The organism is Klebsiella sp. CN_Kp100, from assembly GCF_040065315.1.
GTDB classification, from domain to species: Bacteria; Pseudomonadota; Gammaproteobacteria; order Enterobacterales; family Enterobacteriaceae; genus Klebsiella; species Klebsiella oxytoca.
In genome coordinates, this window is sequence record NZ_JBEAIJ010000052.1 from 45,170 (window position 1) to 54,570 (window position 9,401).

Below are 9,401 nucleotides of genomic sequence, written 5' to 3' on the forward strand. Positions count from 1 at the left end.
GGCCTATCAGGGTTTCTGCTCCAGCAGCGTGCTGTAGAGATTCACGTAGGCATCAATCATATGTTCGGCGGTAAACATCTCCTCAAAGCGGCGACGTGAATTTGCGCCATAGCGCGCTGCCGTTTCATCACTGTGCCACAGTTCGTTCATCGCTTCGACCAACGCTGCGCTGTTATCCGGCGGGATCACGCAACCATTGACCTTATCCTGGTTGATAAACGAGGTTCCGGTGCCAATTTCACACGAGATCAGCGGCCGGGCGAACCGCGCCCCTTCCAGTAAGGTAATGCCAAACGCCTCTGAGCGCAGGTGCGAGGGAAAGACCACCCCGCGGCACAGATGAAAGAGGATATATTTATCCTCATCGTTCAGCATGCCGGTGAATATCACGTTATTCAGGCCGCGCTGTTCAGCCTCACGGCGAACTTCCGCTTCCAGCGGGCCGCCGCCGACAATAACGATCGGCAGTCGACTGCGCTCTGCGGCATCCAGCAGAATATGCAATCCCTTATAGTAACGAAATGCGCCGACAAAAAGGAAAAAGCGCTCGCCGACTTTCTCTCGCCAGTAAGCCAGGCGCTGCGGATTATGCTGCACATCCTTTTGCTCGAGGCCGAAGGGAATGACCACCGTTTTATCGAGGTATTTTTGCAGCGTCTGGCTGGAGGCTACGTAGTTTGGCGATGAGGCCACAATGCAGTCAACGCTGGAAAGAAATTGCTCCTGCAGCGGTTGATATAATTTCATTAGCCGCTTTTGTTTCACAATATCGGAATGATAGGTGACAACGGTTTTCGCTTTAGGATGCGCCATCAGATGTAGCATATCCATAAAGGGAAACGGGAAATGATAGTTAATAATATCGTAGTTATCTTTAATTTTATTAAATCGCTTTAACGCGCCGAGTGAGAATGGCGTCGAGGCGATTTCAATTAATTGCTTATTATAGATAACCTGATGCTGTTCGTAAGCCACTGGCCCGGTATTTTTATCCGGGGAAAAGGTGAAGACGTCGGCCGCGATCCCCCGACGAGCGCAGCCCTGGCACAACTGATAAATGACCTGTTCAATACCACCGTAGGTATTCGGATAATAGGTCTTATAGACGTGTAAAACTCTCAACTTGCACCCTTAGAGTAATTTATAGGCATCGATCGTCTGGGCCGTACAGGTTTCCCACGAAAACTGTTGTGCCTGAATAAAACCGCGCGCTACTGCTATCTCCCGCCAGTATTCATCCTGCAGACTTTGCAATATATGAGCGCTTATCGCGTCTACATCGTTAGGGTCGGATAACAACCCCGCATCCCCCGCCACTTCAGGTAATGATGTGACATTGGAGCATACTACTGGGATACCGCAAGACATTGCTTCAAGAATAGGTAATCCGAATCCTTCATAAAACGAAGGATAAATAAAGGTTCTGGCTGCCGCATATAAATACGGGAGATCGCCATCCGGTACATAGCCCAGATAACGGATCCATCCTTCACGAGTCCCGCGTTCAACGATCTGCCACAGCGCATCATCTTCCCACCCACGGTAACCGCTGAGGATCAGCGGGTAGCGCATGCGCGTCTCCATCGGCAGAAGCTGGTACGCCTGCAACAGGCCACGAATATTTTTCCGCGGCTCCATCGTGCCGATGTAAAGCGCATAGCGCTGCCACTCCAGCTGATATTTCTGCAGAACCGGTAGACATTCATCCGGGCTGCGCGGAATATAGTCGCCGCTGCAGGCAAGATGGGTCGTTACGATCCGATCGGCAGGATAGTTAAACAGCCGGATAATTTCGCTGCGGGAAAAGTCAGATACCGTCAAAATAAGCTTTGCCGTGTCCAGACTTTCGCGCAGTGACTTTTCCATATAACGCACCCGGTCCTTTGGATGAAATTCCGGACAGGTGAATATGGAGATATCATGAAATGTGGTTACGGCACGTTCCAGACGATGCGGCAGATAAAAGTTAGGCCCATGATAGATATAATCTTTATAATCGCGCAGCGCCCACGCCTGGCGACGCGGATGCAACACGCGATAGGCTTCAATCAATAACGGCTGACGGCGTAAAAAAGCCGCCAGGTTACCGTGATTGCTGGCTCGGGTATCCGCTTTATTTTCAATCTGGGGAATGCTGTCAATAAATGAAGAGCCGTGAAATAATTTTAGCTCTTCAATTTCGCTGGCCACCGCCAATCGTTTTACCAGTTCGAGGGAATAACGACCGATACCCGTTAATGGATATTTGATTGGCTCAGTTGCAAATATAATTTTCATAATGAATGGCACATCATTAAGCTGGCATCCCCTGCATTAAAAGGCAAAAAATGCAGGGGACTATTTTATTTAAAATATTTAGCTTTAGCTAAGCCTTGACACATATTAACCAGGCGACGGGATACGGCCTGATAATCATGCTGCTCCCGCCAGGCATCGGCTCGTTTCTGAGTAGCGCTGGCCCATGAATCCTGCTGACGAATGGAATGTAAAATCCGATCGATGCCCTGGCTAATATCATCCACGCTGCATCCATCAAATTTAAAGACTGCATCATCCAGGTCATCAAATATCGCCAGCGGCGTAACGGCAACAGGCTTCTGCGTCGCCATACCGTAACGCACCGCCCCGCTCGCCGACTCGCCGGTATTCTGATAGGCAAAAATCAGCAGATCGGCTTCGGAAAGTAAGCGCAGACTTTCATCATCCGGCAGAAAATCGTTATGCATTTCAACCAGATCGGTTACGCCCAGACGTTGAGAAGCGGCTTTAAGTTCCGCAACCAGATCGCGCGATTCACCCACCGGATATTCCGCATTCACCAGACGCAGACGAACCGGCTTGCCGGCCTGCTTAAGACGATGGACGGACTCAACAAGTTCCATCAATCCCTTATGCGGCAAACAAAAACCGTAGCTAGCGATTAAGGGTAATGCCTGCGGATTATTGCGCGGCGACGGTGCAGAATAATTAATTACCCCATGGGGGAACAAGGCAACATTGTCGGTGAGACCCAGCCCTTTCAGACGATTCATATCGGCAATGGAATGTACCAGCAATCGATCGCAAAGCGCCAGCGCATCCACCATTTCGGCAAGGCGGAAGTTCCATTCCGGCTCTTTTTGCGGATCCACCGTCGAATGCATCGCCATTACAACCACGCGTCCGGCATCATGCTGATGGCGAATGAACGCCGCCAGTTCACGATGATTGAAGAAACCGTAGTTAAACTGAATCACTAATACGTCAAGACGTAGCGCATCGATTTGCTGTTGAAGATTTTCCAGATAGTTGTTCTCTTTACCGACTATCCAGTTACGCAGAACAAAATCTTCATCAGGATTAACTAAATCTTCCGCGCTGACCTGCGGAGCAAATATCACATCCGCGCCATGCGGCGCGCTTTCCACTAAATGCTGAGAATAGGTAGCAATACCGCACTTAGTGTTCCAGGTCGTCAACCAGCCGATGCGCGCCCGGTGTTGAGCGATATCAATGTGCGCCCGCAACTTCTTAACAGCCTGCTGAGAGCGCTCGGCGACTGCCGCCCAGGTAAATTGCGATAGAATGCGCTGACGCCCGGCATCCGCCATTTCCCGCAGTGCGGATTTATCCGTCGATGCAGCTTGCTGCAGGGCTTCCGTTAAATTATCGATATCCACGCTGGCCCAGGTGGATGCAAACAGACCAAAGTGGGTTTTTACTCGAGTGAACTGATAATCTACCAACCATGAATTTTGTGAATTCACAAAATCAAGCTGACCACTCCAGTTGGTGACAATCGCCGGGAGTCCGCTAAGCATTGCTTCAGCGATAGGCAGACCAAACCCCTCCGCGCATCCTGGCGCAACCAGCACGTCACAGCTTTCATAGAGGCCTTTTAGCTCCTCGGCCGACATATCCGCTTTAATCACCTCGACCAACGGATAGTCTGCAAACTCGCTTTGCGCTTGCGCAAGCCAGGCGTCTATTTCGTTATGCGGATTATTAAAGGTTTTAATGGTCAACGAGACGTTGTCACGGCGGGTAAACGCCCTGCCCCAGGCCTGCAGCATCGCCTGAACGCCCTTGCGTGGGAAGCAGGAAGAGACATGCAGGAAACGGAACATCCCCTCTGCGGCGCGGTTCAGGGGTTTTGCCGGGGTGTTCAGCCAATGATCGCAGCCGTTACCCACGACAAACGCCGGTACGCTCAGCCCGTTGTCGATCAAGACCTTACGAACGTGTTCGGATGTACACAGGACGCCATCCAGTTCACGATTGAATTCATGTATCCAGGGCTGCGGGAAGCCGGTTTCTTCCCAGGCATAGCAGTGAAGCAATTTAACCCGGGCATTCATATCCGCCACGCGCGGAGGGTAGATATTACGGCTGAGGATATCAACCTTTTTGCCCGCCTCAAATGACCGGCATTTATTGTAAAAATTAAGCAGATCGCTATTTTCGGCCTGCGCCATAAATGCCGCATCAGGGGCAAAATCCCCCGGCCCTTCCGTCGAGTGCAGCAGCACATCGACGCCATCCCCCGCCAGCGCGCGGGCAAATTCACGATTCACAAGCGCCAGGCTGTATGAACTATCGAAAGGCCCTTCTACGCGCCAGTTTAGGGCATCGTCTTCAAGCTGATAGAGCTCAGCCGTTTTCAGGTTGAAATCCATGGCCGTCGCGCATAAACGTAAATCGCGATCTTCAGGCTGCCCTTGAGAAATGGCGAGGATGCGCTGAACCAGCGCCGCTGGCGAAGCGTGTGCTGCGCTTTTTCCCTGCACTGCGATGTTTTCAAACGCTTCCAGCGCCGTAACAGCGGCCTTATCCCATGAGAAATTTCGCGCCTGCTGCTGCGCCATCTCTTTCAGACGCGCCAGGAAATGCGCATCCGTCAGGCATTGGGTCATTTTTTCCCGAATAGAGGAGACGGAATACGGGTCAAACAGGGCATCAGGATTACCGATAACTTCAGGAATGCTGGTGACGTTCGAGCCAATAGCCGGCGCGCCACACGACATTGCCTCCAGCACAGGCAGGCCAAAACCTTCATGTAACGAGGCAAAGATAAAGAGCTTACACAGTCGGTAAAGCTGAATCAGTTCGTTTTCCGGCACATAGCCGGTCAGCACCAACTCCCCCTGCTGCAGGCCATTCGCAGAGGCCAGGGATTCGAGATACTGACGATCGCCAATGGAAAGCTTACTGACGATCACCAACTGATGTGCGCGACGTAATTCATCACTGAGCCCGGAATAGGCCTCAATCAGACGTTTAAAGTTTTTACGCGAATCGAACCCACCCGGCGCATAGAGGACAAAATCGCGCTGAATGCTATAGTGGCCAAGAACCGTCTCTTTTTCGCTTGCGCTAACTTCTGCCATGCAAAACTGCGGGTCCGCCGCGGCGGCGATATTACGCACATGGTCGCCCTGCAGATGCAGGTGTTCAATCGCCTCCTGGGCGGTATAAGCGGAGTTAGTCAGCAGAAGATCGGCATTCTTTAACCATTCAACTTTCTGCAGGTAATAGGGCTTATAAACGTCGTCCAGCAGATAGGTTTCCGCCTGCACCAGCGGAATCAGATCGTGGTGCAGAACCGCCACTTTGTAGCTGCGGCTAAACTTATGCACGGATGTGACGGCATCATCGACGTGCCCTTCAAACAGGCTGGTGATGAAAACGACATCCGGGCGTAGCCCCTCAAGGAAGGCTTCACGCATCAGCTCAGCGCTTTCCCGACGCCATTCATTGCCTCTGTCCATCGCCCGCACCGGACCCGCAGCGTGCCAGATGACGATATTTTCTGCCGGCAGCAGATCGGCAAACTGCGCTTTCACGTCAGCGATGGATTCCCCCAGCATGGCGGATAAAGCGATGAAAACTTCGTGCTGGCTATTATTCCTGATAATCGCTCTGGCAATAGAAACACTATAACGACCGATGCCACGAAAGCGGCTTTCCGTCTGCGCGCCTTGTAAATCAATGACAATACGCATCGTTATTTCTCCGTATTTTTATTTTTTAATTCGTTATAAATACTCAACGCGCGACTTGTCATCTCTTCAGTGCCCACATCGTATCTTCTGGACTTCGCCATCATCATTGGATCCGTCGACACCAGCATCACGCGCTGGAACAGGCGCTGGAACAGTTGATAACTGCCGGTTTTCCTGAGGATCTTAAACAGATACACCTTTGATTTAGGATAGCGATGGAAAAAGACCAGCGAGAGCGCCATCCCTTTGCGCAATATTTTTCTTGCCGCACGCCGGCAGCGAACTTTAGCCCCTTCCTGACGCAACAGCTGGCGCTGGAAAGAGAGCCAGCGCAGCGGCTGTGTGACTCGCCATGAGCGGCTATTATGCAGATCGGCTACCTGCTGTTGAAGCTGGTGATTGTGCGCAACCAACTGGTTTAATTCGCCTACCTGGCCCTGCAGTAGCTGAATACTCTGTGCCATTTCACCCATTTTCCGGGCGTAGGATTTATCGAGCGCCGCCAGCCGGGCGGCTGAAGCCGCCTGCTGTTCTTGCAGAATTGCGTCGTATCGCTCGCTTAAGGCATCCAACGTCAGGCCGTACTGCTGAGTGAAAAGAGGCTCGAAGCTGGCGAGAACTTCTGGCAGCGCGTCTTTCTGCGCAATAATACTGTAATCGGGGCTGACGCCCTTCAGAACATCAACCAGTTTAATCGCCGCATCAGCGGCTTTCAGGGCATCCTTTTCCTGCAGACGTACAGTGATCGCGCGAGTGAATCCATAGTGGATGGGTAAAAATTCCAGCAACGGCGGCGGCAGCGGATGATGATGAGTGGGGTCCATATAGAATGAACAGGCTCCAACGCTCAGGTTCTCCGGGTTCGGCGTTTCAAGTATCAACAAACCGCCCGGTTTCAACACGCGCAGGGTATGCTTGACGAGCTGCTGTAAGACCTCGAAAGGCAGGTGTTCAGCAATATGGAATCCGGTCAGCGCGATAAGGCTTTCGTCTTCCTGCTGCTCGAGAAACTTCAGGCAGTCCATTTTCTGCACGTTCAGCCCAGCTTCCCGGGCGCGGGCCAGCATACCGTCATCAAGGTCAACGCCGATGTTAGCGATGCCGTTTTCATTCAGGATTTCCAGCCACTCTCCGCGGCCGCAGCCGATATCGGCAATAACCCCATCCGGATAACGTGCTTTTAAGCGCGCCAGAAAAGGTAAATAAAAACTCAGGCGGCCTTTAATATCTTCGACCGTACCCCTGTGTCGTTCTTCAAATGAACGGTAAAACGACGAACCCATTAAGAAATCTCCAGTTCAGGCGGCAGCCAGGACACACCGACAAACTCTTTTTGATTCGTATTCACGACGTTGAATACTACCGCCAGATCGCGCCATTCATAATTTTTGCCCAGATGGGTACTTGAAGTATGTAACGCGACAGCAACGGAATAAGAACCTACGCCCAGGTTAGCGTCGAAAGAGAACATGAATGAGCGCTTTTCTCCTTTTTTCAGGGAGGTGAGTGCCTGATTCAGGTGATGCGTATTGGTTCCAAAGACAGGCTGCCCCAGGCGATCCTTGATCATGTAACCCACCACCAGTTCAGGAATATCTTCCTTAACCTGAACATTGACCAGCAAGTGTACGCGCTCCCCTACTGCAGCAAACTCGGTCACATTACGCTGTTCATCCAGCAGGTTCACTTCAGCAATAGTTACCTCACCGGTGCCGGAAACAGTTTGCGTTTTGCCGTTGTGCTCGACCTGTTTAATAGACTGATTTTGCTTATCAGCCAGCAGCGCATTGTAGTAATCCATGACGGCTTCCGGCTCGCCTTCCATTTCAATGCGGCCTTTATTCAGCAAAATGGCGCGATCGCAGATGCTTTGGATCGCCTGCTTATCATGGGATACCAACAGCAGCGTTGTTCCTTCCTGGCGGAATTTGCGAATACGCTCGAAACTTTTATGCTGGAAATAAGCATCGCCAACGGAGAGCGCCTCATCGATGATCAGCACATCCGGGCGAATCGCCGTGGCCACGCTAAAGGCCAGACGCACCTGCATACCGCTTGAATAGACGCGTACCGGCTGATCGATATAGTCGCCAATTTCGGCAAACTCTTCGATCTCAGGCATCAGCTCGGTGATTTTGTCGGAAGACAGCCCCAGCAGCTGTCCTGACATATAGACGTTTTGGCGACCGGTAAAATCGGAGTGGAATCCCATGCCCAGCTCAAGTAACGCAGCCACACGCCCGGAGATTTCTATGCCTCCGGTCGTCGGCCTTGAGGTTCCGGTAATCAGCTTCAGCAAGGTACTTTTGCCCGCGCCGTTTATGCCGATGATGCCAACCGCCTCGCCGGGCGCGACTTCAAAGTTGATGTCGCTAAGGATCCATTTCAGATTGTGGCGCTTAGTATTAAAGGGGGATAACCATTCGATCAGTCGGCCAGTTTTTGAGTGATACTGACGATAGGCCTTGCCGACATTATTTACTCTGATATAGCTCATTATAATTCATCCACCATATCCGCCGCATGCTTGCGGAACATCCTGAAACCGATGACGCAGAAAATAATGGCAAGAGCCAGAACTGGCCATAGCGAATACCAGTTCGGCGCCTGGTGATAGGCGAATATCGACTGATAAGACTGCATGACGCGCGTCATTGGATTATACAGCAGCAGATTTTTCGCCCAGCCCGGCAATGAATTGAGGACATAGACGATTGGCGTAAACCAGAACCAGAACTGGAGCGCAACGCCCACCAGTTGGCCAACATCGCGGAAAAAGACGTTCATGACGCCCAAAATCATGCCCAGGCCGCCGGCAAACAGCACCTGCAACAGAAGAACCGGGATTACCGAGAAAAACAGCCAGCCAGGGAAATTACCTGTGACGATAATAAAGATCAGGAACAGGCTAAAGATAATCGCGAAATTCAGGATCGCCGACAGAGTGACAATAATCGGCAGGCAGATTTTCGGAAAGCTTAGCTTTTTAATCAGGTTCGCGTTGTTAATAAAAACGCTCTGCCCTTTATCCAGCATTTCCGTAAAAAGTCCCCAGGTCAGTACGCCCGAACAGAGATAGATACTGTAGGCAAACGGACCGGTGTTATCCGGCATTCTGGCTTTCATGACTTCAGAAAAAACCAGGGTGTAAACCAGAATCATTGAGAGCGGCTGTAAAACCAGCCACAGCGCGCCCAGCATACTGGTTTGGTAGCGCGCCTGAAAATCGCGCTTAACGCTGCTCCAGATAAATCCCCGATAACGATAAATCGTCGTGAACAATTCTCTCACCTTATTCCCCGCTTAACAGGTGTAACAGCTCTGCTGTTTTTTCTTTCATCAGCGCAGGCGCTGCTTTTGACTCCACGTTGAGACGCACTACCGGCTCGGTGTTCGAGCTGCGCAGGTTAAAACGCCACT

General features: G+C 51.5%; 6 protein-coding genes and 1 pseudogene. All 7 read right to left on the reverse strand.

What is annotated here, in order from left to right; all coding sequences use genetic code 11:
• Nucleotides 1–6: 6 nt before the first annotated feature.
• The gene (locus ABLV12_RS23545) at nt 7–1,122 is read right to left on the reverse strand and encodes a glycosyltransferase family 4 protein (RefSeq protein WP_004103657.1); all 1,116 of its coding nucleotides are present in this window, start codon (nt 1,120–1,122) and stop codon (nt 7–9) included.
• 9 nt (nt 1,123–1,131) lie between these two features.
• Complete coding sequence (locus ABLV12_RS23550) at nt 1,132–2,277, reverse strand: glycosyltransferase family 1 protein (RefSeq protein ID WP_325905907.1); 1,146 nt, start codon at nt 2,275–2,277, stop codon at nt 1,132–1,134.
• A 65-nt stretch (nt 2,278–2,342) separates the two neighbouring features.
• A complete protein-coding gene (locus ABLV12_RS23555) occupies nt 2,343–5,981 on the reverse strand; it encodes a glycosyltransferase (protein WP_348867390.1) in 3,639 nt (1,212 codons plus the stop codon).
• A gap of 2 nt (nt 5,982–5,983) precedes the next feature.
• Nucleotides 5,984–7,264 carry a class I SAM-dependent methyltransferase gene (locus ABLV12_RS23560; protein WP_016809194.1) on the reverse strand — a complete coding sequence of 427 codons (1,281 nt, stop codon included), beginning with the start codon at nt 7,262–7,264 and terminating at the stop codon, nt 5,984–5,986.
• On the reverse strand, nt 7,264–8,478 hold the full coding sequence (gene wzt, locus ABLV12_RS23565) for an O8 family O-antigen export ABC transporter ATP-binding subunit (protein WP_348867391.1): 1,215 nt from the start codon (nt 8,476–8,478) through the stop codon (nt 7,264–7,266). The genes ABLV12_RS23560 and wzt overlap by 1 nt, the downstream gene beginning before the upstream one ends.
• Nucleotides 8,478–9,272, reverse strand: a complete 795-nt coding sequence (gene wzm, locus ABLV12_RS23570; RefSeq protein WP_134882869.1) for an O8 family O-antigen export ABC transporter permease subunit — start codon at nt 9,270–9,272, stop codon at nt 8,478–8,480. Before wzm ends, wzt begins: the two co-directional genes overlap by 1 nt.
• Before the next feature lies 1 nt (nt 9,273).
• A pseudogene (locus ABLV12_RS23575) lies at nt 9,274–9,401 on the reverse strand (phosphomannomutase); the annotation flags it as partial.